The sequence below is a fragment of the Candidatus Poriferisodalis sp. genome, assembly GCF_965208925.1.
Classification (GTDB): domain Bacteria; phylum Actinomycetota; class Acidimicrobiia; order Acidimicrobiales; family Poriferisodalaceae; genus Poriferisodalis.
In genome coordinates this window covers 1,367,179-1,393,652 of record NZ_OZ242364.1, presented here as the reverse complement: position 1 = coordinate 1,393,652, position 26,474 = coordinate 1,367,179, and the positions used below count along the sequence as shown (strand labels likewise).

Sequence of the window (26,474 nt, the reverse complement as noted above, 5' to 3'; positions counted from 1 at the left end):
GGAAACCTTGTATGTCGGGCGTGATGCGGGGTCCGCAATGCCTATTCCCACTCGATGGTGCCGGGGGGCTTGGAGGTGATGTCGTAGACGACCCGGTTGACGCCGGGCACTTCGTTGACGATCCGTGACGAGATCGACTCGAGCAGATCGTGGGGCAGGCGGGCCCAGTCGGCCGTCATCGCATCTTCGCTGGTGACCGCTCGCACAATGATCGGGCGGGCGTAGGTGCGCTCGTCGCCCATCACGCCCACGCTGCGGATGTCAGCCAGCACGGCGAACCCCTGCCAGACCTCGTTGTCGAGGCCAGCCTTCGCAATCTCGTCGCGCACTATGACATCGGCCGCTCGCACCGTCTGAACAGCCTCGGGCGTGACCTCCCCCACGATCCGAACGCCCAGGCCCGGCCCAGGGAACGGCTGGCGCTGCACGATCTCAGGCGGCAGGCCCAGCTCGGCTCCGACGGTCCGCACCTCATCCTTGAACAGATTCCGCAGGGGCTCCACCAGCTCGAAGGTCATGTCTTCGGGCAGCCCGCCTACGTTGTGGTGGCTCTTGATCTTCGCCGCGGTCGGCGAGCCCGATTCGATCACGTCGGGATACAGCGTCCCCTGCACCAGGAAACGAGCGTCGGTGATGCCGCCCGCGGCCCGCTCGAAGATGCGCACGAACTTCTCGCCGATGATCTTGCGCTTGTCCTCGGGATCGGTCACACCGGTCAACGCCTCGAAGAACTCCTCGGCGGCCCGCTCATGGATCAGCTCGATGCCCTGCGTGCGCCGGAACGTGTCGGTGACCTGCTCGCCCTCGCCGGCACGCATCAGCCCCGTGTCCACGAACACGCAGGTGAGCTGGCTGCCGATGGCGCGCTGGGTGAGCGCGGCGGCCACGGCGCTGTCCACCCCGCCCGACAGCCCGCAGATGGCCCGTGCCGAGCCGACCTGGGCGCGGATGGCCTCGATGCTCTCGGTGATGACGTTGGTCATCGTCCACTCGGAGTTGATCCCGCAGATGCCGTGAAGAAACCGCTCCAGCTGGGCTTGGCCGCTCGGGGTATGCGCGACCTCAGGGTGGTACTGCACCCCGAAGAAGCGTCGCTGCGGGTCTTCGATGACCGCAGCGGGACTGTCCGCGGTGGATGCCGTGATCGTGAAGCCGTCGGGCGGTTCGACCACGGCGTCGAAGTGCGACATCCACACAGGCTCGGTCGAGCCGACGCCGCCGCCGGGATCGCCAAGCAGTTCGGAGGGCACTCCGGCGCTTGTCATGGTGGTGCGTCCGTACTCGCCACGGCCGCTGCGGTCGACCTGCCCGCCGAGGTCGCGGGCCAGCAGCTGCGACCCGTAGCAGATGCCCAGAATGGGCACGCCCAGCTCATACACGCCGGGGTCGATGCCCGGGGCGCCCTCGACGTGCACCGATGCCGGCCCGCCGCTGAAGATGATCGCGGCGGGCGAGCGCTCGGCCAGTTCCGCTGCAGTCGCCGTGTGGGGAACGATCTCGGAATAGACCTGCGCTTCGCGCACCCGCCGGGCGATCAGCTGCGCATACTGCGCGCCGAAGTCCACCACCAAGACCGTTGGGTGGGCGGCCGGGGCGGCCGCCGGCGAGTGTGGGGGCATAAGTCCGGCGCCGCAGCCGCGCCACGTAGGGGAAAACAACGAGGGTACCGCTGGGTCCCGGCGGCATTGCGGGATTTGGCAGCCGAGTGCCGCCAGACAACGACACAGGGCCGGCGCGAACGCCGGCCCTGCGCCTGTCTGGGAGGAGGTGGAGCGGGAGCTACATCATCCCCGGCATGCCGCCCATGCCGCCGCCCATGGCGGCAGCAGCCGCAGCGGCAGCGGCGGGGTCAGCTTCCTCGGGCTTGTCGGTCACCAGCGTCTCGGTGGTGAGCAGCAGCGCTGCGATCGACGCTGCGTTCTGCAGCGCCGCACGGGTCACCTTCGCCGGGTCGATGACGCCGGCTGACACCAGGTCTTCGAACTTGCCGGTGTCGGCATTGAAGCCTGTGTTGCCGTCGGACTGCTCGATCTGCTGCACGATGACAGCGCCCTCGTAGCCGGCGTTCTGCGCTATCTGGCGGCTGGGACCTTCCAGCGCCCGATGCACCATGCGAGCCCCGGTGGCCTCGTCGCCGTCGAGGTCCAGCGCTGCCACTGCAGCACGAGCCCGCAGCAGCGCAGTGCCGCCGCCGGGCACGATGCCCTCTTCGATCGCAGCCCGGGTGGCCGACACCGCGTCCTCGATGCGGTGCTTCTTCTCTTTCAGCTCGACCTCGGTGGCCGCGCCGACCTGGATCACCGCCACACCGCCGGCCAGCTTCGCCAGCCGTTCCTGCAGCTTCTCGCGATCCCAGTCGGAGTCGGTCTCGTCGATCTCGCGCTTGATCTGCACAACACGCCCATCGACGTCGCCGCTGTCGCCGCCGCCCTCCACGATCGTGGTCTCGTCCTTGGTGATGATCACCTTGCGGGCGGTGCCCAGCAGGTCGAGGGTGGTGTTGTCGAGCTTCAGGCCCACCTCTTCGGAGATGACCTCGCCGCCGGTCAGGATCGCCATGTCGGCCAGCATCGCCTTGCGTCGCTCGCCGAAGCCAGGCGCCTTCACGGCTGCCGATGAGAACGTGCCGCGGATCTTGTTGACCACGAGCGTGGCCAGCGCCTCGCCCTCGACATCCTCGGCGATGATCACCAGGCCCTTGCCGGTCTGCATGACCTTCTCGAGCACCGGCACCATCTCGGCGACCGCGCCGATCTTGCCGTTCACGAACAGCAGGTACGGGTCGTCGAAAACAGCTTCCTGACGGTCGGGGTCGGTCACGAAGTACGGCGACAGGAAGCCCTTGTCGAACTGCATGCCCTCGGTGAATTCGAGGTCGACGCCGAACGTGTTGGACTCCTCCACCGAGATGACGCCGTCCTTGCCGACCTTGTCGAACGCCTCGGCAAGCGTCTCGCCGATCGTGGTGTCGGCTGAGGAGATGCCGGCAACGCTGGCGATCTTGTCCTTGTCGTCGGAGACGTCGGTCGACATGTCGACCATCTCGTCGACAGCGGCAGCCACAGCGGTCTCGATGCCACGCTTGAGCTCCATCGGGTTGGCACCGGCTGCCACATTGCGCAGACCCTCACGGACCATGGCCTGGGCCAGCACGGTGGCGGTAGTGGTGCCGTCGCCAGCGACGTCGTTGGTCTTGGTGGCCACTTCCTTGACGAGCTGAGCGCCCATGTTCTCGAACGGGTCGTCCAGCTCGATCTCGCGGGCGATGCTCACGCCGTCGTTGGTGATCGTGGGAGCCCCGAATGACTTCTCGAGCACGACATTGCGGCCCTTGGGCCCCAGCGTCACCTTGACCGCGTCGGCCAGCTTGTTGACGCCAGCTTCGAGGCCTCGCCGGGCCTCCTCGCTGAACTTCAGGATCTTCGGCATGTGTTGGTTCTCTTTCTTGTCGGCGCAGTCAGCGTCAGGCCACGATGGCCAGGACGTCGCGGGCGCTCAGGATGAGCAGGTCCTCGCCGGCCACGGTGATCTCGGTGCCGCCGTACTTGCTGTAGACGACGGTGTCGCCGACTCCGACATCCATCTGGATGATCTCGCCCGACTGGTCGGAACGCTTGCCGGGGCCGACCGCAAGTACCTCGCCCTGCTGGGGCTTTTCCTTGGCGGTGTCGGGGATGACCAAGCCGCTGGCGGTGGTCTCCTCCGCGTCGCTCGGACGCACGACGATGCGGTCCTCAAGTGGCTTCAGGTTCATGGTCGGAAGTGCCTCCTGTGGCGCTGTGCCCTGTCTGGGACGTGTCATGGAACTGCCCGGCGGCACTTAGCACTCTCACCGGGCGAGTGCTAACGATACGAGGCTCGTTGGGCGGCCACAACCTCAGCGCAACCCGATATGACGCTTATGTTCACGCGCTGTCTGTAGCGCCGCAATTTCGACAAACGACTCATATCCGGTCATTACTCGCCCTCCGGGCGCCAGCGATCCGAGGCCGAGGCTGTGGTCCGAAACTTGGCAGCGCAGAGATGGCCCGGACTCCGACGCGCCAAGCGTGGCTCGCACTACGCGCTTCCCGGCAACGGCAGGTCAAGGCAACGTCTCGTAGGCTCGGCCGTCCGATACGGCGGACGCAGAGGCAGCGATGTCAGCGCAAGTGTGGAACGGCCGGGACTACTACACCGTGCAAGGAGGCCGCGATGACCCCAAACGCTGGTGGCTGGCACGCCGCGGCTTCCTGAACGGCGGCCCACACGAACGCTATTGGCGCCCGCTGGAACACTTGGAGCAAGGACACCGCGTCTTCGCCTATGTGGCGCGCCGCGGTGGCAATGTCGGCGGCTACGTCGGCGTCGGTGAAGTGACCGATGAGCCGATGTGGGTCAAAGACGCGACAGTGCATGTCGGGGGCGTACCACGACCGCTCGTCGAGCTGTGCGGTATCGACGAGCATTTCTTGCGATTCGCGGCCTGCGAAATGGTGGTGCCGGTCAGATGGATCTCTGAGCCCCGAGACATTGAGGACGCATTCTGGGAATCAGGTCTGAAGACCTTCCGAAACACAGCCTGCAAGCTGACGGATCAGGACACCATCGACAGAGTCTTGGCTGCGTTCGACCTCGACAGCCTCACCTGACCGTACTGTCGCCGGCGCTCAGGCAGGCCCCTATGTCACAGGCCCTCCGTAGAGTCCGCATCCATGGGACGACGCATGTGTAATTTGGGCCGCAGTCAGGATGCGGGTCCGTGCGCGAAGGGGCTACGTATGGGGGGTCGGTCGCTGTGAGCGTCAGCGGGACCGATGCCACCGATGTCCTGTTCGACTACATCACAGGCGAGGAAGTACCGGCCACTGCGGAGGAGCGGGAGGCCGTGCAGGTAATGCTGAGACGCCTCGTGGAGGACTTCGGGTACCCCAAGGATCACATCAAGAGCCGCCCCCAGCATCGTGTACGAAAGTCTCCGTCGGACGAGTCGGGCACCTATCCCGTCGACATAGCGGTCTTCGAGTCGCCGGCCAAGGTGGAGGGCGAACTCCGCCTCGTCGTCGAGTGCAAGAGACCGAAACGAAAGGAGGGCCTCGAACAACTGAAGCTGTACATGGAAATGTCGGCAGCCTCCGTGGGCGTCTGGTTCAACGGCCAAGACCACCTCTACCTGCGCAAGATCGTGTCACCGGGAGGAGAGCGGTCGTTCGTCGAGATTCCGAGCATTCCCCGGTTCGGCCAGAGCATCGACGACATGGGCAAGCAGTTGCGCCGAGACTTGATGCCTGCGTCGAACCTCAAGGCGGTTTTTGGCGACCTGCGCAACCACCTTGCCGGCAACGTCGTAGGCATCACGAGAGAAGTCGCGCTCGCAGAGCAGATGCTCAACATCGTCTTCTGCAAGCTCTACGACGAGCGCTACACGGCCCGCGAAGATGTCGTCTCGTTCCGTGCAGGGGCCCAGGAAACTGCCGAGGAGATCGCTCAACGCGTGAATGGACTGTTCGACCGCGTCAAAGATCAGTACACAGATGTATTCGCCGAAGACCACCGCTTGGCCATCGATTCCACGAGCTTGGCCTACGTAGTAGGCGAACTCCAGAACTACTCACTCATGGGTTCCAGTCGCGATGCCGTCGCCGATGCATTCGAGGTGTTCGTCGGCCCAGCTCTGCGTGGTACCGAGGGCCAGTTCTTCACGCCACGAAATGTCGTTCAGATGGTGGTGGAGATGCTCGATCCCAAGCCGGAAGAATCAATCATCGACCCGGCTTGCGGCTCGGGCGGTTTTCTCATTCAGGCGCTCGATGCGGTCTGGGCGAGGCTGTCCGAACGGGCACCAGAACAAGTCTGGGACGACCAGACATTGCTAGAAGAGCGGAACAAGGTAGCGGGACGCCTGCGAGGTATCGACAAAGACACCTTCCTCACAAAAGTCACCAAGGCCTACATGGCAATCATGGGCGACGGCCGCGGCGGCATTTTCTGCGAGAACTCACTGGCTGCAGTTGACACGTGGAGCGACAAATCGCGCGAGCACGTCCGTCTTGGCACCTTTGACATCGTCGTGACGAATCCGCCATTCGGCAGCAAGATCAAGATCAACGACGCGGACATCATCAGCCAGTATGAACTCGGCCACAAGTGGAAGTCGGATCCTGAGACTCAGGAATTCGCTCTCACTGAGTCAGCGTATGTCCAGAGGCCTCCTCAGATCCTTTTCCTCGAGCGGTGTGTAAAGCTCCTCAAGCCGGGTGGGCGCTTAGGCATCGTGCTTCCCGAGAGCATGGTCGGGAACCCCTCCTATCGGCACGTCATGCAGTGGTTCGCCAAGAACATGCACTTGCAGGCCGTCGTCGCTATGCCCGAGCCGCTGTTCAAAACCAGCGGCAAGGGTGGCACCCACACGAAGGTATGCGTTGTCGTCGCCACGAGGAGAGACGCCACTGACGACAGCAGTACCACCGCTCGGCGGTTGTTCATGTCGGACGTTCGATGGTGCGGCCATGACTCCCGAGGCAACCCGACGGAGCGAATGGTGGATGGTGAGCGGGTATTGCTCGATGAGGTGCCTGAGGTGGCCGGGTTGTACCGGCGCCACGCCGCCAGCGAAAAGCTGCCTTCTGCACGGCTCGCCCACCAGATCATGCATTCCGACGTGCGATCGGACATCTACGTGCCCAAGTACTACGACCCGAGGCTGCCCGTCCGCGCAGCTGAGTTGGAGCGGACTCATCTGCTGCTGGGCATCGGTGACCTCGTCGAGTCTGGCCATGTGGACATCGCCTCCGGTGTCGAGCCCGGCAAGATGTCCTACGGCACTGGCACGATCCCCTTTATCCGCACTTCGGATATCTCCAACTGGGAACTCAAGGCCGATCCGAAGCACAGCGTGAGCGAGGACGTGTACCGAGCCTTCAGTTCCAAGTGCGAAGTCGAGGTCGGGGACATCTTGCTGGTGCGAGATGGCACGTATCTGATCGGAACCTCCGCCATGATCACCAAGGCAGACAGCGAACGTCGACTGCTGTTCCAGAGCCACATTCTTAGGCTTCGGCTTCTCAAGCCTCTGGCAGTCGCGGAATCGGATCACCCCGAGGACACAACAGCGCACGCGTACCTACTCTTCGCGGCGCTGAACTCTGAGTTTGTGTCGCAGCAGGTGCGCGCTTTTCAGTTCACCCAAGACATCATCGACACGCTTGGCCAACGGGTTAAGGAACTGCAGTTGCCTGTCCCGCGAGACTCGAACGAGCGACGGCGAATCGCCGATAAGACGCAGAGAATCGTTGAGGGTCGTTCGCGACTGCGATCGGACGCGGCGAGCTTGGCTCAGACGATGGCGGCGGGATACGAAGACGAAGCAACGCACTCGTCTTCGATTCGCTGAGCCTGATGGACTGGTCTCAGGCGAGGAAGTCGATGCGGAGGTTGGGGTCGGCGCCGCCGTCCAGGGGGGAGGGGCCGTCGCTGGCCAGCCGGTACCAGGCGGTCGCAGCGATCATGGCGGCGTTGTCGGTGCACATTGCCCGGCTGGGCAAGTAGGCGTTGAAGCCGTCTTCGGTGCAGATGTCGAGCGTTCTTTCACGCAAGGCGCTGTTGGCTGCCACGCCGCCGGCCAGGCAGATGCCCGCCGCCCCGACCTCATGGGCCGCTCTGCGGGCTTTGTGCGTGAGCACGTCGGTCACGCAGGCCTGGAACGACGCCGCGACGTCGGCGGTGGCGACCTCGGGGTTGGCCCGAACCCAGTTGATGACCGCTGTCTTGATGCCCGAGAACGAGAAGTCGTAGCCGTCGTCCAGCATCGCCCTCGTCAGCGGGACGGCCGTGGGGTCGCCCTCGGATGCCAGCCGGTCGATGACGGGACCGCCCGGGTAGCCGAGCCCCAGGTAGCGGGCCACCTTGTCGAAGGCCTCCCCGGCGGCATCGTCGCGGGTGGCGCCCAGCAGGCGGTAGCGGCCATGCCCTTCAAACGAAATGAGCATGGTGTGCCCGCCCGACACCAGCAAGGTGACCAACGGGAACTGCACCTCGGCGTCATGCTCGTCGAGCAGCGCGGCGTACAGGTGGGCTTCGTGGTGGTTGATGCCGATATAGGGGACGTCCCACACCAACGCCAGCGCCTTGGCTGCGGCCACACCCACGAGCAGGCTGCCCACCAAGCCGGGACCGCAGGTAGCCGCAACGACGTCGATGTCGCTGTCGGCGGCACCGGCCTCCACCAGCGCCTCGGCCACAACGGGCGTGATGAGGGCTTCGTGAGCGCGGCCGGCAATCTCGGGAACCACTCCGCCGTAGCGGGCATGGAGATCCACCTGGCTGCTGACGATGCTGGAACGCACGTCGCGGCCGTCGTCCACGACTGCTGCGGCCGTCTCGTCGCACGAGGTCTCGATGCCGAGGATGGTCGTCATGACACTCCCATGCCTGTGTTCATTGCGCCCTCGGTAACGCCGAGGGCCGTGCTCGATGCGCCCTCGGTAACGCCGAGGGCCGTGGCGATGCCGTCCAGGCGCTCGCCGTGGGAGGGACTGTCGATGTCGTGGCACCACATCACCAACGCATCCTCTCGCTTTCCTCCAGGTCCACCCCGGTAGTAGTTCTTGCGGCTGCCGACGGGCGCATAGCCGAACCAGCGGTAGAGCCGCTGCGCCGCGGCGTTGCCCGAACGCACCTCCAGCGTCAGCGCCTCCAGCCCATCGATGCTTCTGGCCTCGCGGTGCAGCGCCAGCATCAGCCGTGCACCCACGCGGTGGCCCTGGCAGTCCGGATGCACCGCCACGGAGGTGATGTGCCCTTCGCCGGCCACGATCATGAAGCCGCCGTAGCCGATGACGCCGGCAGGTCGACCGTCGGGACCCGGCGTGCAGGCCACGCGGTAGACCCGCTCACCGCCCCGCTGCAATTCGTCCAGGTACAGGGCCATCGACCAGGGCCTCGGGTACACCAGCTTGTCGATACGACGGATCTCGCGCAGATGCTTGCGGCGCATCGGGACGATGATCGGCGCTGGGCCGGATGCAGCCGGGGCACGCCGCCGGCCAGCAGGCACTGCGGCACTGGACGCGGCCGGCATGGTCACGATCGCTCCCGCTGCTGCCAGTTGATGCGGGCGTCGGGGGCGCGCAGGTACATCGGCGCGATCTCGGACGGGCTGACGAACTCCTCACGCAGCGCTCGCGCGTGCGCCAGCTCCACCAGGGCGCCGGCATTGGGATGGCGCAGCCCCTCCCGGCCGATTTCCGCCCCCCGCACGTTGCCCAGCACCTCCGCGTATCGGTCGGCTCCGTCGCCCACGATCAGCGTTTCTGCACCCGTTGCCATCAGCTGCGCGGCAACGTCGGCGGGCTGATCCACGGCCGGCGGGCTCATGAGCTGGATGCCCCCGGGTGCCCGCCGGTAGGTGGCGTAGAAGATCTCGCCCCGGCGAGCGTCCACGGTGGAGACGATAAGTCGATCGCTGAAGCGTGCCGGGAATGCCGCGAGATCGAGGCTGGAGACGCCGATCATCGGGATCCGGCAGGCATGAGCGATGGACTTCGCAGTCGCCAAACCCACCCGCAAGCCGGTGAACAGGCCCGGGCCGACATCGACGGCCACCAGGCCGATCTGCGACAGCTTCATCTGCGCCTGCTCGCAGAGGAACTGGATCGCCGGCACGAGCGTCTCGGCGTGGCGCCGGTCGCGGGTGGTGTGGAAGGAGGCGATGATGCCTTCGTGCCCGCCGATGGCCACGCCGACCTGGGGCGTCGCCGTCTCGATGCCGAGAACTAGCACTGCGCTGCCTCCGCGCAGTGGTGTACTAGCACTGCGCTGCCTCCGCGCAGTGGTGTACTAGCACTTCGCTGCCCCCGCGCAGCGGTGAACTAGCACGGCGGCACCGGGAAGCTGTCGGCGAAATGCCACGCCGCGGCGAGCGAATCGGCGCGGGCATGCCAACTCGAACCGACCAGGTCGGCCTCGAAGATGCGGATGTCGGGCGACTCGCCGGGGTCGGCAAGCCGGATGCGCACGCGCAGGAAGTCGCGTGGAAGCTCGCCGATCACTACCTCGCCCCACTCCACGCACACCACCGCATCGTCGTCGAGCAGCTCGGGCAGGTCCAGGTCGAGCACCTCGCCGAGGTTCTCCAACCGGTACACGTCGAGGTGGTGCAATCGCAGGCGGCCCTCGTAGCTCTGTGCCAGCGTGAAGGTGGGGCTGGTCACCGGCTCGGCAACCCCGAGCGCTGCCGCCAGGCCCTGCGTGAACACCGTCTTGCCGGCACCCAGATCGCCCGACAGCAGCAGCACATCGCCTGGGCGCAGGAGCGGGGCGAGTGCCGCCGCGACAGCTCGCGTCCCGGCGGCGCTCGTGGTGCGGAACCGCATAACGGAGCCTGTTTAGTGGCCTGCGCCGGATTCGCCACCGCCGTTCACGGCATCGACCGGTGCTTCCCGCTCTTGTTCCCGATTCCCATGCGATACGGGCTCACGGGCCGCTCGGGCCACGGCTTCGCCTAGCGGCTCAGCCTCCGAGCGGTGGACACGAGGAACGCGCAGGGAGATCCCGGTGAGCACTTCGTAGGGACTGCGGCCCGACCAATCGGCCAGATCGATGACGGTGACGCGCTCGTCGCCGTGGCTGCCGATGAGCGTGACCCGATCGCCGTTGTAGGCGCTGGCGTCTCCTATGTCGACCATCGTCTGGTCCATGCACACATTGCCCACGACGTGGTGGCGGGCCCCGTCGATGAGCACACTGGTCGGGCCCTGCGCAGGATCGTGCGCCGGTCCCGTGCCCAGCGAGCGGGCGTAGCCGTCGGCGTACCCCACGGGCAGCGTGATCACCCGGGTCTGACGGTCCGCGGTCCAGGTGCTGCCGTAGCCGACCGACGCGCCCTCCGGCACCACCTTGAAGTACACGACCTCGCTGTGCCAGCTCAGCACAGGCTCGGTGGGCAGGGCAGCCGCGATCTCAGGCTTGGGCGCGACGCCGTACAGCAGGATGCCAGGACGCACGCTGTCGAGGTGCGCCTCGGGCAAGCGGGCGATGGCCGCGGATGCCGACATGTGCCGGACCGGGGTGGGCAGCGAATGGCGTTCGTAGAAGTTCACCGCCTCGTTGAAGCGATCGAGCTGGGCGCGAGCGTGTGACAGATCGGGCGCGTCGGCGTTGGCGAAGTGGCTGAACACGCCCTCGACGCGGACCGAGCGGCAGCGGAGCGACTCAGCGAACAGCTTGTCGGCGTTGTAGTGGTGCACGCCGATTCGCTCCATGCCGGTGTCGATCTTGAGATGTGCCCGGGCGGTGGTGCCCGCAGCCTGCGCCGCTTCGTCGATCTGGCGCAGCTTGTCGATCGACGGCGCGGTGAGGATCAGGTTGTGGGCGAGGAACAGCGGGATCTGGCGCTCGACGGCGCCCCCGAGCACATGGATGTCGACGGTCACCCCGACACTGCGCAATGCCAGTGCCTCCTCGACATAGGCGACGGCCATGCACGACACCCCGGCCGCCGCCAGCGCCAGCCCGACGTGGGCGATGCCGTGTCCATAGGCGTTGGCCTTGACAACGGGCACCACCTCGGCCTCGCCGACGTGGCGGCGGATCGCAGCCAGATTGCGTTCGAGCGCGCCAAGATCGATATCGCACCAGGTGGGTCGCATCTGGGATACGTCGGGTTGGAGCAGGCGCATCGGAGATGCGTCCGGCCCGGCTGGCTGCATCTGGGATGCACCGGGTTCGGATAGCGGCATCTCTGCTGCGTCGTTCATGTGCTGCTCGTTTCGGCACCGGCGGCAGCGAGGCCAGCTCGCGCCGCCCCCAGGAGCTCCGCCTGGTGCATCGCAGTCAGCGGCGTGAGGGCTGCGGCAGGATCATGACCGCCGAAGGCGGCGGTGCGACCGTGCCAGTGCGCAGCAGCGGCGGTTCCCAACAGCACGGCGTCGGGTTCGGTCGCACCGGCGGACAGGACTGCGGCGATCACGCCCGAGAGCACGTCGCCCGATCCAGCGGTCGCCAAGCGCGCCGTCCCCGACGCGGCCGCCAGCACAGCGGCCGACGGCGCGCTGGTGTTGGCGGCAGCCCGGGCGGCCACGAGCGTCGTCGGTCCTTTCAGCAGGACAACGGCATTGAGTTCATCCGCTGCACGGCGCACTGCATCGAACCGGTCGGCCGCGGGCGGGCCGCCTGTGAGCTTGGCGAACTCTCCGTCATGGGGTGTGAGGACGGTCGGCGCGGTGCGTTCATGCAGGCACTCGGGATGCTCCGCCACTGCCGTGAGGCCGTCGGCGTCGACAACCAGCGGCACCGGGCAGTCGGCAATGAAGCGGGCCGCCTGAGCCAAGGCGGTGGGGTCGGCGCCGAGCCCAGGACCGATGATGGCAGCGTCGAAGCGTTCGATGCCGTCGAGCGCGGCATCGGCCCACTCCCCGGGCCGGAGGTCGCGCGCCACCGCCTCGGTCGGTCGAGCGACGTCGGCCGCTCGCACTCCCGGCGAGCTGACCACGACCATGCCGGCGCCCGCTTGCTGGGCGGCCGCGCACGCGAGATGTCCGGCGCCGCGCATCTGGGGCGAGCCTGCGATGACCCGCACGGCCCGGCGCCACTTGTGGGCCGCCGGCTCAGCGGCCGGCAACGCGGCATCGGCATCGGCATCGGTCACCAGCCACGACATTGCCCCGCTGGTGTCCAACCCGATCGGGGCAAGTTCCACCTCGCCAGCGGCGGCCGCTCCGGGATGCAGCAGCAGGCCAGGCTTCAGCGCGCCGAAGGTGACGGTTGCCGCTGCGGGCCAGCAGCCGTGGTCCTCACCAGTGAGCGCGTCGATGCCGGAGGGAATGTCGACCGCAAGCACGGGCGCCGCCGGCGCTCGGTCCGCACCCCACGACCCGCGCAGCCCGGTCCCATACGCCGCGTCGATGACGAGGTCCCACGCCGCTGATGCGGGCGACTCAGCGTCGGCCGTGGCAACGAGTTCAAGCGCCTCGGGTGGCGTCACGACTCCGCAGCGCACGCCCCATCGCTCCAGGGCCGCCGCTGCGACCCGCCCGTCTGCGCCGTTATTCCCCTTGCCGGCGGCCACGAGCACCCGCCGCCCGTACGTGCCGCCCATCATCCGTCGGGCTGCGATGGCCACAGCGGCACCGGCACGCGCGACCAGTACATCGGTGCCTTCAGGCGCGGCCGCGTCGATAGCCGCCATCTCAGCCGGCGTCACGATCGGGATCACCGTGTCGCTCCGGGCCTATTGCGCCAGCACCATGGCGGCTGCCACCGAATCGGTGTGGGTGAGCGTCACCTGCCATTCAGACAGGCCTGCTGCTGCCGCCCGCTCGGCCGCGAGGCCCCGAAGCACCAGCTCGGGTCGGCCGCCGGGGTGGCGTGCCACTTCGATGTCCCGGAACTTGCACGCACCCAGGCCGATGCCCAGCACCTTCATCACCGCCTCCTTCGCGGCGAATCTGGCGGCGAGGCGGGTGTCGGGATCGACCGTTCCCATGGCATAGGCGAGCTCTGCAGGGGTGAACAGGCGGGCGCGCATGCCGCTGCGCCGTTCGAGCACTGCGGCGAATCGCTGGACGTCCACCATGTCGAGCCCGATCGAGGTGCTCACGCGCCCACCCAATGCTCGGCGAGCACATATACCGGTCGGGTCAGGAGATCGAAGACGTCGAGCGTGCCGAGCAGATCGTCGCGGAACCATGGCAGCGTCTCAGTGACTGCGTCGGCGAGCGCCCCGTAGCGACCGCGGTAGCCCATCAGCACTGCTCGCATCGCAGGCGCACGCAGCCGCTCGACGAAGCGGCAGTGCAGCAACGTGAGCCCGGTGGTCGTTCCGTCCTTGGTCTCGGGAATGTGGAGCACCGTGCGGCCGTCGCGTCCGCGGGCCACGGTGACCTCCCGCTCGTAGGCGGCACGGTGCTTGCTGCCGCGCAGCTGCGGGTTGGTCGCTGTGCGCGACTCGATGCCGAGCGCGGTGCCGCCACGGTCCGTCAGCCAGATCGTGATCTCCGGATTGCTGGCCGATGCCACCTGACCCTCGATGCGGTATCGCGACCAGCCGGTGACCTCGGCCACCGCCGGGTCGAGCGCTGCCAGCGTGCGCAAGGCCGCATACGACAGCCGGTCCCTCGGCGCGCCGGCTTCGAGCGCTGCTGCCACCAGCATCGAGTCGAGCAGCGTCTCGTCGGCACGCGAGATGCCGACGGTGACGGTCTTGGCCTGGTGCTTGATGGTGTCGACAGGTCGGGTGAGCTCGTCGATGGCAATATTCAGCGCATCGGTGAAGTCGTCGATGACCACCGAAGGCAGCCCCACCTTGCCGATGTCCGCCTGGTACATCTCCAGCGGCGTCATGCCCACTGCGTACCGCAGCACCGCTCCCAGGCGAGCCGCGGTGCCCGCCCGCAGGTGCCCGTCGTAGCTGCCTGCACGCACGCCGTCACGGAAGCGATTGGCCGGGGCGCGCAGGCGCTCGGCCAGCACGGCCAGCAGGTCCCCCTCGCGGCCGGCAACCGCAAGCATCGATTCGTCGCGGCCACCGGCCGCGAGCAAGGACTCGGTACTGGCGCGCATCTCGCGCAACGGATCGGCGAGCGCGTCGATCGTCAGCGCCGCCTCGTAGCCGTACAGATGACCAGCAGCGGTGGCCAGCACGAAGTCCACCGCCGGATGCACTGCGGGGACCTCCAGCAACTCCGCCGCAGCATCGAAGCGGCCGGTGCCGGCGGAGGCCACCACGATGGGCGTCGCCCGGTGTGCCCGGTAGATCGCCACCTCCTTCGCAGCGTCGTCGGCGACTGATCCGGTGAGGCCTGTCGCGCACACCCAGATGAGCGGCTCGCACGAGAGGTCGATGTGCTTCTTGTCCTCTGTCCCGTCTTCGGCGACGGCGTGGTAGCAGACCTCGGACAGCTTGATGCGAATCTCACGGGACGCGATCCGGTTGGCGCCGTTGCCCACCACGGCCCAGTGGCGGTGTGCACCCACGTGGCGACGGGCGATCCGGGCGATCTCGTCGTGCGATGCGAGCACAGTTTCGAGTGCGGCAGGCAGCTTGACCAACGCGCCAAGCAGATCGCTGATGGCGCCGGTCGTCACGGCGTCGTCGGGTCGGATGTCGGCAGCGATGGCGGAAGCGAGCAGCGCACACGCCGCTACCTGTGCGTAGAAGGCCTTGGTGGACGCCACCGACATCTCGACATCGCGGCCGTCGGAGGTGTAGAGGACGCCGTCGGCGCGGTCGGTCAGGTCGCTGCCGCGCCGGTTGACGATGGCGACCACGGCCGCGCCCCGAGCGCGAGCGAGATCGACCGTGCGATTGGTATCGGTGGTAGTGCCGGACTGGCTGACAGCAACGACCAGCGTGTCGGACAGGTCGGCGTGCAAGCCGAAGCCGCTGAACTCGGTAGCCAGGGGTGCCGTCACCTCCACGCTGCGCAGCGTGCGCGATGGCGCCAGGAGGGTCTCGACGAAGTGCGGCAGCGACGACGCCGCGGCTGCCGCTGTGCCTTGGCCGATGGCGACGATGCGGCGGATGGAGCCGTCCCGCAGCCGGGATCGGACATCGGCAGGCAGGGAGTCGGGTCCAAGCCGGGCGTGCCGCAGCCGGGTGGGGGTGGCTGTATCGATGCGGCCACGCAATGTGGCTGAGTCGATGCGGCCACGCAATGTGGCCGTGTCAATGCGGCCACGCAATGTGGCCCGGAGCGAGCGGGGGGCTTCACCGATCTCCTTCAGCAGGAAGTGCGGGTAGTCGCCCCGGTCGATGTCACGGGTGGTGACCTCGGCAGTGACGATGTCACCGGCTTCTACGGGCAACTCCGTGCCGTCGTAGGAGAAGCGGCGCAGCGCGGTGAGCTCGGCCGCCGCGCCGGCGGGCGTGCCGACCAGCATGATCTGGCCGCGACTGCCCACGGGGTTCGCCGGGTCGGACGGTGTCTCTCCGTCAAGGCGGACGTACTTGCGGCATTCCTCGACCAAGCCGTACGGCTCGCTCGCGACGACATATGCCGGGCCTGTTGCACCCACGTACAGCGCCTGCCCGCTGCCCCGCAGTGCCAACGCCACCACGTCGGGCGTCGCGGAGACATGCGCCGCTATCGCCACGGAGCCCTCGAAGCTGCTGACGGCATCAGCGAAGGCTCGCCGAAGCTGCTCCGACCCAGCGGTCGGGCGCTCGCCATTCGAACTCGCAGCGAGCGCCTGGCGCAGCATCGTCGGGATGACCTTGGCGTCAGTGGTGATCTCGGGCGCAATCTGAAGATGGCGCTGCGCGATCAGGTCGGCGTAGTTGTCCACGTCACCGTTGAGCACAGCGGCGATGTGCGCGACATCGCCGCCGGCCGAATCAGCGATGTGCGCAACGTCGTCGCCGTCTGTGGTTGATGCGGAGGGATCCCATGCATCGAGGGGATGGGTGTTGGGCACCGAGACAATGCCGATGCTGGCCCACCGGGTGTGGCCCAGCACGACCGTCTCGGCGCCGTCGGCACACAGAGCCCAGCGCAGCAAGCTGTCCTGGCAGATCTGCGATCTCAGTGCGGCCGTGTTGTCGCCGAGCTCTCCGATTTCCGACGCCGTCTTATACACGAACGCCAGACCGTTGCCAGTGTTCCGCGCCGCGCCGGCACCGAAGAGCGGGTCGGTGAGCCGTCCGCCGTGCGCGCCGCCCGCACCGGGGTCAAGGCGCGCCCCGTGAACGAATACTTGCAGCCCGGCGGAGTCCCGCCCTCGAACTTCGAGGCGGTCGAGTGCGGACAACGCCACCTGGATCGACCAGAGCCCGCCCACGGCTGCCGCCGGGGGCGTGCCGCCCCAGAGACCGATCACTTCCCGCGCCATGCGCAGACGGTCCCGGCGCAACGCGAATGCGTGGTCCTTCAGCTCGCTCAGGCAGGCATTGATGCGCTCGATGCGGGCGCTCTCGTCCGTGGGCAGCACATCGCCGGCATCAACTGCCCTGTCGATGTCGTCGACAAGTGCATCCACCGTTGCCAACGCGGTCTCGATGTCGAGCACACACTTGGCGTCGGATACCAGCAAGCGGACTCCGGGCAACGATCGCAGCGCCTCGTCGGCGTCTCGCAGCACCGTGGCCGCGGCATCAAGCCGCTCGAGGGGGTCGCGACTGTCGAGCGGAGCGTCGGAGCTGCCCCCGGAGGCGGCGGCGGCGAGCAGATCTGCGGCGTCATGCAGCCGCGGGACAACCGCAGAGGCCTCCAGCGCACCCCGGTCGTCTCGGCGGCCGACGACGGCCACAATCCCGCACACAACAGCGAGGGTACCGAGCACCCGACAGCCAGTCGGCCCGGTCAACAGCCGCCGGCGGCGGCGGTGAGGGCTGCGTGATTAGATATATGAACCTGCTCACAAATTGGGGGTATCGCCATGGCAATCACGGGAGTCATGCGAGCTGGCTACGTCCAGATCCGCTCCACCGACATGGAAGGCTCGATCGTCCACTACCGGGATCGAGTCGGCCTCAGCCACGTCGGGACCGGCGATGACGGCCGGACCTACTTCAAGGCGTACGACGAGTTCGACCATCACAGCGTCATCCTGCGGCCAGCCGATTCGCCCGGCATGGACTTCATGGGATTCAAGGTGCGCAACGACGCCGATCTGAGCGAGCTGACCGACAAGCTGTACGCCCACGGCATCGAGGTGGACCACCTCGAGCCCGGCTCGCAGCCGGGGCTCGGCCGCGTGGTCAGCTTCCAGATCCCAGCGGGACACACCATCCATCTCTATGCCGAGATGGCCATCGCCGACAAGACGCCTCCGACGCACAACCCCGATGTGTGGGATGAGGAGCCCCGCGGCATGCGGGCCACTCGCATGGACCACTGCCTGCTGTACGGGCCGAACATCGCCGAGACGGTGGAACTGTTCACCGAGGTGTTGGGCTTCGAAGTGTCCGAGGTTGTCGTGGCGCCGGACGGGTCCTATGTGGCGCCCTTCCTGAGCTGTGCCAGCAAGGCCCACGATGTGGCGTTCGTCGCCGCGGAGGAACCGGGCATCTTCCACCACGTGTCGTTCTTCCTCGAGAGCTGGAACGACGTGGCGCACGCCGGCGACGTCATGAGCCGGTACGACATTCCGGTCGACATCGGCCCGACCCGCCATGGCATCACCCGCGGCCAGACGATCTACTTCTGGGATCCGTCCGGCAACCGAAACGAGGTGTTCGCCGGCGGGTACATCTACTTCCCCGATGTGCCTCAGAGGACCTGGGATGCCGAGCAGCTCGGCAAGGGTGTGTTCTACGTCGACCGCCGGCTCAACGAGGCGTTCCTGAACGTCTACACCTGATCGACGATCACGTCGGCGAGACGGTCCACCAGATCCGCTGCCTCGCTCTCGGTCGGCGCCTCGACCATGATGCGGATGACCGGTTCGGTGCCGCTGGCACGCACCAGCACCCGCACATCCGGACCTGCCCCGGCGGCGATGCCATCGACTGCACGCTGAATCTCATCGGTGAGCGATCGTGAGCTCCCCGGCACACTGCGGAGCACCTGCGGGGCGGCCTGCATTGCTTGCGACGCAAGTTCGGCGCTCGTGAGCGCCGGACCATCAGACACAGCGGCGCTCGTGAGCGCCGGACCAGCAGACACAGCGGCGCTCGTGAGCGCCACCGCGCCCGCGGCGCGCCGGGCAACGAGGTCGGCAAGGTGGACAGCGCTGCGCAGACCGTCGCCGGTGGTGGCTTCGTGCCGGAAGACGACGTGGCCTGACTGCTCGCCGCCGAGACGGTGGCCGCCTGCCTCCAGTGCTTCGAGCACCGCTCGGTCCCCCACTGCGGTGGTGACCACTTCGATGCCGGCTTCGGCCATCGCCCGCCGCAACCCCAGGTTGGACATGACCGTCACGACCAGCGTGTCGCCGGCCAGCAGGCCCCGCTCAGCCAAGTCGACGGCGAACAGCGCCATCTGGCGATCGCCGTCGATGACCTGCCCCTCGCTGTCCACCGCGATCAGCCGGTCGCCGTCGCCGTCGAAGGCCAAGCCCAGATCCGCGCTGACATCGAGCACTGCCGCCCCGAGCGCGCCAGGGTTCACCGATCCGCAGCCGTCGTTGATGTTGCGACCGTCGGGCTCGCAGAACAGTGCAGTGACCTGCGCGCCCAGCCGTTGCAGCACTGCGGGTGCCAGCGATGCGCTCGCACCGTTCGCGCCGTCCAGCACCAGATGCAGGCCGTCGAGCGTGCGGCCGTCGATGGCGGCGCGCAGCGAATGCTCATAGGCATCCAGCATTCGGGCTGTCGCGTTCGGCGAGACCACCCGAGCTTCAACAGCGCCGATGACGGGCTCAACGCCTCGTCGGCGTGCGATCTCAGCCGCCGACGGTCGATCGCCGTGCGTCAGTCGCAAATCGTCGAGACAGCCCGCGACGCCAGCCTGCTCGGCATCGCTGAGCTTGGTGCCGCCCGCTGCGAACAGCTTGACGCCGTTGTCGTGCCACGGATTGTGGGATGCCGAGACCATGGCGCCGGCTGTGCCGAGGTGCTGGGCTGCGAATGCCACTACCGGCGTGGGCACGATGCCGAGATCGATGACCTCAGCTCCGGTCGCTCGCAAACCGGCAACGAGCGCTCGTGCCAACGCGAGACCTGATTCGCGTGTGTCGCGGCCGACCGCCCAGCGCGCACCATCATTGCCTGCGAACAGCGCCCGGTTCGCCGCGCGCCCGAGCGCGTGCGCGACGATCTCGTCGATCTCGTCGAAGGCCCGCCCTCGAACGCCGTCGGTTCCGAAGGTGGGTTCCACGCCGGTTCAGCGCTTGGAATACTGGGGCGCCTTGCGGGCCTTCTTGAGGCCGTACTTCTTGGATTCCTTCTTGCGGTCGTCGCGATGCAGCAGGCCGGCCGACTTCAGCGTCGGCCGCGCCTCAGGGTCGAGCACCAGCAGCGAACGGGCAATGCCCAAGCGCAACGCGCCGGCTTGACCTGCAACCCCGCCGCCGTCCACGGTGGCGCTGACGTCGTAGCTCGCGGCGGTTTCTGTGAGCCGCAGCGGTTCGGTGATCTCCATGCGGTGCACCGACGACGTGAAGTACTCGTCGAATGGGCGACCATTCACCGAGATGTTGCCGCTGCCGGGCAGGAACCTCACCCGGGCAACGGCACGCTTGCGGCGGCCGGTGGTCTGCGTCAGCGGAACGGGCACGAAATCGGGGTCTTTCTCGTCGGGTGTGGCTATCGGCTACGGCGCTCGGAACGGCGCTTCAGCGCGCCATGGCGTCGGGCAACGGCAGCGGCTGGGGCTGCTGAGCGGCATGGGGGTGGTCGGGCCCGGCGTACACCTTCAGCTTGCGCAGCTGCGCACGGCCCAGACGGTTGTGCGGCAGCATGCCACGGATGGTGCGCCGCACTGCGTCGGCCGGCCGACGGGCCAGCAGATCGCCGTACTTCTCGCTGTGCAGACCGCCGGGGTAACCCGAATGGCGGTGCACGAGCTTCTTCGTGGCCTTGTCGCCGGTCAGCACCACCTTGTCGGCATTCACCACAACAACGTGGTCGCCGCCGTCGATATAGGGGGCGAAGGTCGGCTTGTGCTTGCCACGCAGGATCTTGGCGACCTGGGTCGCCATGCGGCCCAGCACCATGCCCTCGGCATCGACGACGAACCACGAGCGCTCGATTTCAGATGCTTTAGGGGCATAGGTACGCACGCTGGAACTCCGCATGGGGTCGACTGCGAGACAGGCCCCAAGAGGCTACCGGCGGTCAGCCGGTTGCCGTCACCGGAACCGTGTCGCGCCCGGCCCGCAACAGGGTTCCCGGCCGCGCATCGGTGAACTCGCCGCCGCTGACGGCGACCTCGCCGTTGATCAGCACTGTGTCGATGCCGTCGGCCTCGCCGTAGAGGCGCCATGCGCCGCCGGGCAGGTCCTCGCGCACCTCGATCGGCTTCGGCGCCACGGCGTCGGGGTCGAACACCACGACGTCGGCATGACAGCCCTCCGCAAGGCGTCCGCGGTCCGCGAGGCCGTACAGGCGGGCAGGAACGTCGGTGAGCTTATGTATGGCGTCTTCCAGCTCGAGCATCTGGCGGTCGCGGGCCGCGGCCAGCAGGTACGTCGAGTAGTTGAACGTGGCCAGGAAGTCGAGGTGCGCGCCTGCGTCCGACGCTCCGATCACGCAGCGGTCGTCATTCCAGAGCTCCTGGCGCAGCGCCCAGCTGTCGTCGTCGTCGCCAGCGGCGCGCGGGTACAGACCGGTCTTGAGGTCGTCGGCCACCACCAAGTCGCACAGCGCATCCCATGGCGTGATGCCCTGCTCGTCGGCAATCTCGCCGATCGTGCGGCCTTCGAAGTGCGTGAGCTCGGACTTGGTGACCTCGCCGACCGTGAGACGCTCCCAGCGGGCCACGCCCCGGAAGGCGCTCGGCTGCTGTGCCAGATCATTCAGCTCAGCGCGGCGCTGAGGGTCGGCCAGGAGCTGCATCTTCTCTGCCGGAGGCAGTGCCATGGGCTCAGCCCAGCCGTGCAGCGTGTCGAGCAGGAATCCGCTCTCGAAGCACAGGCGGCTGACCGCGGGCATCGGGGCGGTCAGCGCCACCACACGCCCGCCCTGGCGAGCCGCGAAGTTGCTGGCCTCGAGCTTCTGGGCGATGACATCTCGATGCCGGCCGTTGGCGAAGATCACGTTCCAGTTGAGCGGCCGGTCCGCGGCCACCGACATGTCGGCGAGCAGCTGGTACACGTCGGTGTCGAAGCGCTCGATGGTCGGGATGAACTCCAGAGCCACCGCCGGGCTCGATCGCAGCACCGAGCACAGCTCGATCAGCTCGGTGGTGGAGGCGTGGCGCGAGGGCACAGCCTCGCCGGCAGCGTCGTTGTGCGTCTTGGCCCACGACGAGCTGAAGCCCAGCCCGCCCGAGGCGATGCTCTCGGCCAGGAGCAGCTTCATGGCCTCGAGCTCGTCGGGCGTGGCCTCGTGGCCCACCGAGCGCTCCCCCATCACGATCCGCCGCAGCGCGCAGTGTCCTACGAGGAATCCAGCGTTGGGCATCAGCGTGCCGTCGATCGAGTCGAGATACTCACCGAAGGTGCGCCAATCCCACGGGACGCCCTCCTGCAGCGACTCGAGCGGCATGCCCTCCACCCGGGCCAGCATCCGCATCAGGTAGTCGCCGTGATCGGGCTCCAGCGGGGCAATGGTGAAGCCGCAGTTGCCGCCGATCACCGTGGTCACGCCGTGCAATGGCGACGGAGACAGCGTGGTGTCCCAGAACACCTGCGCATCGAAGTGCGTGTGGATGTCGACGAAGCCGGGTGCGACCACCCTGCCGGACGCATCGATCGTGCGCTCGGCAGGCCCCGCCGCCGCAGTGGCTTCGCTGCCGACGGCCACGATGCGACCGTCGCGGATGCCGATGTCGCCTTCGGTGCGCGGCGCACCGGTGCCGTCGATGATCGTGCCGCCCGCAATCCTGATATCGAGCATCTGCAGTGTCCCCCTGTGAGTCAGCGGTGCGGCTCTGCCGGCATGTGACCGTGCCCGCACCGCTCCCAGCGAAGTTACCGTGCCAGCGGTGAACGAACATGAGGCTGCTGAGAGTTCCGGGCAGCGGACGGTGCGGCTGGATCTGGCCTACCGGGGCACCGGCTTTCGCGGCTTCGCAGCCAATGAGGGCGTTCGCACGGTGGCCGGCGAGCTGAGCCCGGCGCTGGAGCGCATCTTGGGCGAAGCGCCCGTGCTGACGGCGGCTGGCCGCACTGACGCGGGCGTACATGCCACGGCGCAGGTGGTGTCGTTTCGCATCGGCGGCGACGGGCTCCGTCGGATCACCCGAAGCCGAAACAGCGACAGCCGGCCGGAAGGCCAGTCGGACAACGTAGGCGGACCCGAACGGCTCGAGAGGCTGACGTCCTCGTTGAACCGCCTGCTGAACCCGGAGATCGCCGTGACAGCGGCGTCACTCGCTGAGGACGGCTTCGACGCGCGTCACTCGGCCACCGCCCGTGCCTACGAGTACCGGGTGCGCAACACCGCTCATCCCGATCCCCGTTGTGCCGATCTCGAATGGCATGTTGCTGCGCCGCTCGACATCGGCGAGATGAACGCTGCCGCAGGTCACCTCGTCGGCGAGCACGACTTCACCTCGTTCTGCCGCCGGCCAAAAAACCGGCCCGATGCATCGCTGGTGCGCACCGTGTCGGCGGCGCGCTGGTCTGGCGATGGCGCCGAGCTGCTCTTCGAGATCGAAGCGAACGCCTTCTGCCACCAGATGGTGCGGGCCATCGTCGGGCAGTGCGTGGCGGTGGGGCGCGGTGACCGTGCAGCCGGCGACGTGCCTGCTGTGCTGGCGGCACGCAGCCGGGATTCAGCAGCGGCGATCGCGCCGCCGCACGGGCTGACCCTCGTTGCGGTCCGCTACCCCGGCGAGCTGTCGCGCTGACGAGCCCACCGGCCGGCGGTCGGGACGGCTACTGCTCGGAGCGGAACACCTCGATGCGGTTGTCGAGGTTGAACCACAGCGCGATGTGCTCTTGCACCTCGGCCGCCGTGATCTGCTCGAGAACTGCTCGCCGCTGTTCGGGCGTGCCGACATTGCCGTCATCGGCGTGGTGGCGCCGCAGGAGCGGGTTGATGATCGCAGAGTTCGACTCAAGCACGTAGTTGTCCCGCGTCACCGAGATTGCCTGCTGGAAGTCGCGATCGGCAGGACCGTCGGCGATCAACTCGGTGAGTATTTCCACGATGGTGGCGTGACTGGTCTCGAGTCCATCCGACGGCCCCGTGGCACTGATGCGCGCCGTCCATTTGCCCGTGGCATCGTCGGGCGAGACCGACGACCCGACTGAGTAGGTGTCGCCGAGTTGCTCTCGAACCCGACCGTCGAGCAAGTCGTTGATGACCGCTGCGGCCACGTCGCCGAGCACCAGCGCTCTGGTGGTGAGCGTCGTGGGGGCACCGAACACCATGTCGAGACCCGCCGAGCCCGAGTCGGCTTCGACCGGAATCGTGATGCGCTGCACGCCCGACGGGAATCCCGGGTTGTGGTCGGTGAACGTATCGTCGGCGCCGGCGGGCAGCGTGCCGATGTAGCGGGCCGCCAAGTCCGCCACCGTGGCCCGGTCGATATCGCCGACGACTGCCACCAACAGGTCGTCCACGTCGCTCAGCCGTGCCTGGTACAGGCCGAACAGCGACTCCCCGGTGGTGGCGTCGATCTGATCCTGGGTGGCAATGAACTGGTACCAGGGACTGCCCTGGTACAGCGCGTCCAGCAGCGCCAGCTCGGAGATCCATTGCGGGAAGGTCTCAGCGTTCGCCAGACGGGTCTGCATCGCTTGGATCTGCTCGTTGACCGCCACCTCGGTGATGCGCGGCTCGGTGACGTACAAGTGCATGAGCGCGAACAGCGCCTCGAGATCGTCGGCCCCGGCAGCACCCGAGAACCCTTCGGAGTACTGCCCGATGAACGGGCTCACGCGGGCCGTGGTGGTGGCCAGGTACTCGTCGAGCTGCGTGGCGGTCGCGTCGCCGACGCCACTCGAAGCGACCGCTCCGACCGCGTGACGAACCAAGGCCGAGTCGCCCACCGACAGCGACGACCAGCCGCCCAGGCTCTCCGCCACGACCGACACCTCGCCCGCCGCGATGTCTGACGGCACGAACACCACGGTGGCGCCGTTGGGGAATTCCCATTCATGTGCATCGTCGAACAGTCCGAGTGATCGTTCGGCAGCAAGTGCAGCCGGATCCGGCCTTGCCATCAGCGCGTCGATGGCCTCTTGAGCTGCCGGCGGTGCCAGCGGAACGGCCGCATCCACTGCGGCACGCAGTTCGGTCGCTGTCGGCACGTCCGCCGGGTCGGGTCCGATCGACACCACCAGCGGCGGCGCGATCTCCAGGAGCCAGCGCAGATGGGCGGTGAGCTCTTCGACCGTGTAGGAGTCGAGCAGCGCGCTCAGCCGGGCCACGCGGTCCTCGGTCCCCGAGACGTCGGCGCCGCTCAGGAAGTGCGCTGCATAACCGAACGAGTACTCCCGGTCCTGGCGGGTCTCCTCGCTCTCGAGCTGGAACTCGAGCGACGTGCGGAACGCGCTCACCCCTTGGTCGAGCTCGGCCTGGGTGAAGCCGAAGTGGGCCGCGCCGTGCACGACCGAGATGTAGTCGGTGGTCGCCTGGTTCAGATCGGGGCCCTGGTAGTTCGTGCCGTACAGGCGCAAGCCACGTGCAGCGGGAAACGCGCTGAAGTGCGGCTCGGTGGCTTGTGACAGCTGGCCGGCCTGGAACGCGGCATCCAGCCGGATGTCGAGCATGCGGGCGATCAGGCTCTCCATGAAGCGCAGCCGCTCGCCCCCGACTGTCCCTTCAGGCCACGCGGGCAGCTGCCAGTCGAGCGAGATGTAGATCGGGCCGTGATCGGGATGCGTGACCACATCGGTCACCGGCTCGTCCACGAAGTCGGCGATGAACGCAGACCGCTCGGGTTGCGGCGGTGCCGTCGGCGTGCGCGGCGCCAGCTCCGCGAAGTAGTGCTCCACCAGCGTCTCCATCTCCGAGACGGGCAGGTCGCCCACCACCACGACCGCCATGTTGTCCGGGCGGTACCAGGTGTCGTAGAAGTCGCGCAAGACCTCCGCTGTCATCGACAGATTGGATTCCTCGCTGCCGCCGACGAGCATGCCCTCGTAGACGGTTCCCGAGTAGTAGATGGCGTCGAGGAAGTTCGAGATCCTTCCTGAGGCCGACTCGTCGCGCAGGCGGTATTCGTCCAGGACGATCCCTCGCTCGGCGTCGACATCGGCGGGCAGGAGCGTGGCCGCCGACGCCCACTCGGACAGCACCGTGAAGCCGAGGCCGATGGCTCCGGGGTGGTCGAGCTTGAAATCGAGGATGTAGACGGTCTCATCGGGACTGGTGTACGCGTTCAGATCGGGGCCGAAGTCAGTGCCGAAATCGCGCAGCACCTGGAGCAGCTCGTTCTTGGAGAAGCGCTCGGTTCCGTTGAACATCATGTGTTCCAGGAAGTGAGCTGCGCCCTCGGCGCCGTCGGGGTCGAGCACCGCCCCCGCATTGACGACCAGGTGCATCATGATCGACTTGCCCGGTGAGTCGTTCGAGCGCACGTAGTAGGTCAGGCCGTTCGCGAGCTCGCCGATCAGGACGTCCGGATCGACCGGCAGCGGGGTCGCATCCGGATCGCCAGGCTCGTAGTCGTTGAACTCGCCCAGATCGACCGGGTCGCCGATGGGCTCAGGGGCAGGCTCGTCTTCAGGCGCAGGTTCCTCAACAGGCGCAGGCTCGTCAACAGGCGCCGGTTCGTCAGCCTCATCGGGCCCTGCGTCGGCTTCGACAGCCTCCGGCTCGTCGGTGTCAACTTCGACTGTCTCGTCGTCGGCCGATTCGGGTTCGCTGACCGCGTCATGTTCGTCTGGAGCGCATGCGGCAGCCGCCAGAGCGGCTGCGAAGAGCACTGCGAGGAGTCGGCGCCAAGGGGCTGGATTCATCGAAGAACTCGCTTTCCGGCCGGCAGCATGCGGCACTGGACAGT

Annotated in this window: 20 protein-coding genes; 4 read left to right on the top strand and 16 right to left on the bottom strand. The window is 67.5% G+C overall.

The genetic code is table 11. The features are described 5' to 3' along the window. Positions 1-41 precede the first annotated feature (41 nt). The 3 genes from guaA to groES form a co-directional block, all read right to left on the bottom strand. The gene (gene guaA, locus ACOGI5_RS06225) at positions 42-1,619 is read right to left on the bottom strand and encodes a glutamine-hydrolyzing GMP synthase (RefSeq protein ID WP_419863561.1); all 1,578 of its coding nucleotides are present in this window, start codon (positions 1,617-1,619) and stop codon (positions 42-44) included. 160 nt (positions 1,620-1,779) lie between these two features. After that, positions 1,780-3,429: a chaperonin GroEL gene (gene groL, locus ACOGI5_RS06220; RefSeq protein WP_419863560.1), complete on the bottom strand. Its 1,650-nt coding sequence runs from the start codon at positions 3,427-3,429 to the stop codon at positions 1,780-1,782. A gap of 34 nt (positions 3,430-3,463) precedes the next feature. After that, positions 3,464-3,754, bottom strand: coding sequence for a co-chaperone GroES (gene groES, locus ACOGI5_RS06215; RefSeq protein WP_419863559.1), 291 nt, complete (start codon positions 3,752-3,754; stop codon positions 3,464-3,466). Positions 3,755-4,139: 385 nt separating this feature from the next. Between groES and ACOGI5_RS06210 the strand changes: the two genes are divergently transcribed. Continuing rightward, positions 4,140-4,631 carry a hypothetical protein gene (locus ACOGI5_RS06210; RefSeq protein ID WP_419863558.1) on the top strand — a complete coding sequence of 164 codons (492 nt, stop codon included), beginning with the start codon at positions 4,140-4,142 and terminating at the stop codon, positions 4,629-4,631. Positions 4,632-4,876: 245 nt separating this feature from the next. Next, positions 4,877-7,372 carry an N-6 DNA methylase gene (locus tag ACOGI5_RS06205; RefSeq protein WP_419865446.1) on the top strand — a complete coding sequence of 832 codons (2,496 nt, stop codon included), beginning with the start codon at positions 4,877-4,879 and terminating at the stop codon, positions 7,370-7,372. A 16-nt stretch (positions 7,373-7,388) separates the two neighbouring features. Here the strand turns inward: ACOGI5_RS06205 and tsaD are convergent, their stop codons facing one another. The 8 genes from tsaD to ACOGI5_RS06165 form a co-directional block, all read right to left on the bottom strand. Further along, positions 7,389-8,396, bottom strand: coding sequence for a tRNA (adenosine(37)-N6)-threonylcarbamoyltransferase complex transferase subunit TsaD (gene tsaD / locus ACOGI5_RS06200; protein ID WP_419863557.1), 1,008 nt, complete (start codon positions 8,394-8,396; stop codon positions 7,389-7,391). Beyond that, complete coding sequence (rimI, locus tag ACOGI5_RS06195) at positions 8,393-9,058, bottom strand: ribosomal protein S18-alanine N-acetyltransferase (RefSeq protein ID WP_419865445.1); 666 nt, start codon at positions 9,056-9,058, stop codon at positions 8,393-8,395. Before rimI ends, tsaD begins: the two co-directional genes overlap by 4 nt. A 2-nt stretch (positions 9,059-9,060) precedes the next feature. Next, positions 9,061-9,759 (bottom strand): tRNA (adenosine(37)-N6)-threonylcarbamoyltransferase complex dimerization subunit type 1 TsaB, encoded by a 699-nt coding sequence (gene tsaB / locus ACOGI5_RS06190; protein ID WP_419863556.1) that lies wholly within the window; start codon positions 9,757-9,759, stop codon positions 9,061-9,063. An 89-nt stretch (positions 9,760-9,848) separates the two neighbouring features. Further along, the gene (gene tsaE, locus ACOGI5_RS06185) at positions 9,849-10,352 is read right to left on the bottom strand and encodes a tRNA (adenosine(37)-N6)-threonylcarbamoyltransferase complex ATPase subunit type 1 TsaE (RefSeq protein ID WP_419863555.1); all 504 of its coding nucleotides are present in this window, start codon (positions 10,350-10,352) and stop codon (positions 9,849-9,851) included. A gap of 12 nt (positions 10,353-10,364) precedes the next feature. Next, a complete protein-coding gene (gene alr / locus ACOGI5_RS06180; protein ID WP_419863554.1) occupies positions 10,365-11,735 on the bottom strand; it encodes an alanine racemase in 1,371 nt (456 codons plus the stop codon). Continuing rightward, a complete protein-coding gene (locus ACOGI5_RS06175; RefSeq protein WP_419863553.1) occupies positions 11,732-13,192 on the bottom strand; it encodes an NAD(P)H-hydrate dehydratase in 1,461 nt (486 codons plus the stop codon). The genes alr and ACOGI5_RS06175 overlap by 4 nt, the downstream gene beginning before the upstream one ends. Before the next feature lie 15 nt (positions 13,193-13,207). Beyond that, positions 13,208-13,576: a holo-ACP synthase gene (locus tag ACOGI5_RS06170; RefSeq protein WP_419863552.1), complete on the bottom strand. Its 369-nt coding sequence runs from the start codon at positions 13,574-13,576 to the stop codon at positions 13,208-13,210. Further along, complete coding sequence (locus ACOGI5_RS06165) at positions 13,573-17,235, bottom strand: SIS domain-containing protein (protein WP_419863551.1); 3,663 nt, start codon at positions 17,233-17,235, stop codon at positions 13,573-13,575. The genes ACOGI5_RS06170 and ACOGI5_RS06165 overlap by 4 nt, the downstream gene beginning before the upstream one ends. 117 nt (positions 17,236-17,352) lie before the next feature. Here ACOGI5_RS06165 and ACOGI5_RS06160 point away from each other — a divergent pair, with 117 nt between their 5' ends. Further along, positions 17,353-18,276 (top strand): catechol 2,3-dioxygenase, encoded by a 924-nt coding sequence (locus ACOGI5_RS06160; RefSeq protein ID WP_419863550.1) that lies wholly within the window; start codon positions 17,353-17,355, stop codon positions 18,274-18,276. Here the strand turns inward: ACOGI5_RS06160 and ACOGI5_RS06155 are convergent. From ACOGI5_RS06155 to ACOGI5_RS06140, 4 genes are read right to left on the bottom strand one after another with little or no spacing between them, the layout of a single operon-like run. Next, entirely contained in the window at positions 18,267-19,733 is a 1,467-nt protein-coding gene (locus ACOGI5_RS06155) for a phosphoglucosamine mutase (RefSeq protein ID WP_419863549.1), read from the bottom strand. The genes ACOGI5_RS06160 and ACOGI5_RS06155 overlap by 10 nt on opposite strands. Before the next feature lie 6 nt (positions 19,734-19,739). Then, positions 19,740-20,132 (bottom strand): 30S ribosomal protein S9, encoded by a 393-nt coding sequence (gene rpsI, locus ACOGI5_RS06150; RefSeq protein ID WP_419863548.1) that lies wholly within the window; start codon positions 20,130-20,132, stop codon positions 19,740-19,742. A 58-nt stretch (positions 20,133-20,190) separates the two neighbouring features. After that, on the bottom strand, positions 20,191-20,637 hold the full coding sequence (gene rplM / locus ACOGI5_RS06145; protein ID WP_419863547.1) for a 50S ribosomal protein L13: 447 nt from the start codon (positions 20,635-20,637) through the stop codon (positions 20,191-20,193). 55 nt (positions 20,638-20,692) lie between these two features. After that, positions 20,693-22,414 carry an N-acyl-D-amino-acid deacylase family protein gene (locus ACOGI5_RS06140; RefSeq protein WP_419863546.1) on the bottom strand — a complete coding sequence of 574 codons (1,722 nt, stop codon included), beginning with the start codon at positions 22,412-22,414 and terminating at the stop codon, positions 20,693-20,695. A gap of 88 nt (positions 22,415-22,502) precedes the next feature. Between ACOGI5_RS06140 and truA the strand changes: the two genes are divergently transcribed. Continuing rightward, positions 22,503-23,369: a tRNA pseudouridine(38-40) synthase TruA gene (truA, locus tag ACOGI5_RS06135; RefSeq protein ID WP_419863545.1), complete on the top strand. Its 867-nt coding sequence runs from the start codon at positions 22,503-22,505 to the stop codon at positions 23,367-23,369. A 28-nt stretch (positions 23,370-23,397) separates the two neighbouring features. Here the strand turns inward: truA and ACOGI5_RS06130 are convergent, their stop codons facing one another. Next, on the bottom strand, positions 23,398-26,430 hold the full coding sequence (locus tag ACOGI5_RS06130) for an insulinase family protein (protein WP_419863544.1): 3,033 nt from the start codon (positions 26,428-26,430) through the stop codon (positions 23,398-23,400). Positions 26,431-26,474 lie beyond the last annotated feature (44 nt).

Coding starts and splice junctions, on each gene's coding strand:
- alr (WP_419863554.1), bottom strand. CDS start 11,735: ATGAACGACGCAGCAGAGATGCCGCTATCCGAACCCGGTGCATCCCAG.
- ACOGI5_RS06160 (WP_419863550.1), top strand. CDS start 17,353: ATGGCAATCACGGGAGTCATGCGAGCTGGCTACGTCCAGATCCGCTCC.
- groES (WP_419863559.1), bottom strand. CDS start 3,754: ATGAACCTGAAGCCACTTGAGGACCGCATCGTCGTGCGTCCGAGCGAC.
- groL (WP_419863560.1), bottom strand. CDS start 3,429: ATGCCGAAGATCCTGAAGTTCAGCGAGGAGGCCCGGCGAGGCCTCGAA.
- ACOGI5_RS06210 (WP_419863558.1), top strand. CDS start 4,140: ATGTCAGCGCAAGTGTGGAACGGCCGGGACTACTACACCGTGCAAGGA.
- rimI (WP_419865445.1), bottom strand. CDS start 9,058: ATGCCGGCCGCGTCCAGTGCCGCAGTGCCTGCTGGCCGGCGGCGTGCC.
- ACOGI5_RS06140 (WP_419863546.1), bottom strand. CDS start 22,414: ATGCTCGATATCAGGATTGCGGGCGGCACGATCATCGACGGCACCGGT.
- ACOGI5_RS06205 (WP_419865446.1), top strand. CDS start 4,877: ATGCTGAGACGCCTCGTGGAGGACTTCGGGTACCCCAAGGATCACATC.
- ACOGI5_RS06130 (WP_419863544.1), bottom strand. CDS start 26,430: ATGAATCCAGCCCCTTGGCGCCGACTCCTCGCAGTGCTCTTCGCAGCC.
- tsaE (WP_419863555.1), bottom strand. CDS start 10,352: ATGCGGTTCCGCACCACGAGCGCCGCCGGGACGCGAGCTGTCGCGGCG.
- guaA (WP_419863561.1), bottom strand. CDS start 1,619: ATGCCCCCACACTCGCCGGCGGCCGCCCCGGCCGCCCACCCAACGGTC.
- tsaD (WP_419863557.1), bottom strand. CDS start 8,396: ATGACGACCATCCTCGGCATCGAGACCTCGTGCGACGAGACGGCCGCA.